We start from the raw sequence: 902 nt of genomic DNA on the forward strand, positions 1-902 counted from the left end.
TGACTATACAATCGCTCATGTCTGGTGTTCCGGTAGTCGCTTTTGAGACGGGCAATTGACTATACAATCGCTCATGTCTGGTGTTCCGGTAGTCGCTTTTGAGACGGGCAATGCAAATGAAATGATAACAAATGGATTCAATGGGTTTAAGGTTCCGATATTCAATGTCGAAGGATTAATGAATGGAATTCGAAACATATTAGAAATGAATCCAGAGGAAAAAAAACTAATGGATTTAAACTGTAGAAATACAGCATTAGAAAAATCTTCATACAATGCCTTTTCTGCAAATATTTTATCTGCATATAATTCTATTAAAGGATATGCTTAGAAAAACATTTTTTAGAGAGTTATTGCCCACATTAACACCTGGGGCAATTGTATTTTTTTTAATAATTTTTCAAAGTTGTGGAATACCTATTTTTGAAAAAAAGGGAACYATAATCGCTGTTGTTGTGCTTTTTCTTGCTCGGAATGGGTTTCAATATCTTACAGCAAAACACCTTCTCATTATTTGTGGAATATTATTGTTTTTAATAGTTAATTTTAGCGTCAATCCCGCGTTTGAATTATCTAATTTAATTTTCCAATGTTGTTTGGTTATAGAGACCTATATATTCTTGTTATCGTATAAAAAAGCCGGTATTTATAGATTGCAAAATGATTTTATTCGGTGTTTACACTTCATTTTTTTACACTCATTGGCTGGTTATCTATTATATTTAACGATACCCGTACTATTTCAAGAAGTTTCTTTCAATTATCCTTACAGGACATTTATGTTTTGTTTCTATGTAACTGTTGATAATAATGATGTTGCTAGAAATACGGGGATTCTTTGGGAGCCGGGGCTGTTGCAATTAATGTTGAACATTTTTTTGTTTTATGCCATTAGAACGCGT

The 902-nt window shown here is 32.4% G+C and carries 2 protein-coding genes; both read left to right on the top strand.

Annotated features, from left to right (window positions below):
- Positions 1-73 precede the first annotated feature (73 nt).
- Entirely contained in the window at positions 74-331 is a 258-nt protein-coding gene (locus AC1DND_RS28620; RefSeq protein WP_477586325.1) for a glycosyltransferase, read from the top strand.
- Positions 324-902 (top strand): hypothetical protein (locus tag AC1DND_RS28625; protein ID WP_477586326.1); only part of this gene is annotated, 579 nt, incomplete at its 3' end. The genes AC1DND_RS28620 and AC1DND_RS28625, both read left to right, overlap by 8 nt.

This window comes from Pedobacter sp. 01N416, from assembly GCF_056399685.1.

What these genes read in the sequence shown, in the direction of transcription:
- AC1DND_RS28620 (WP_477586325.1), top strand. Translation starts at nt 74, where the DNA reads ATGTCTGGTGTTCCGGTAGTCGCTTTTGAGACGGGCAATGCAAATGAA.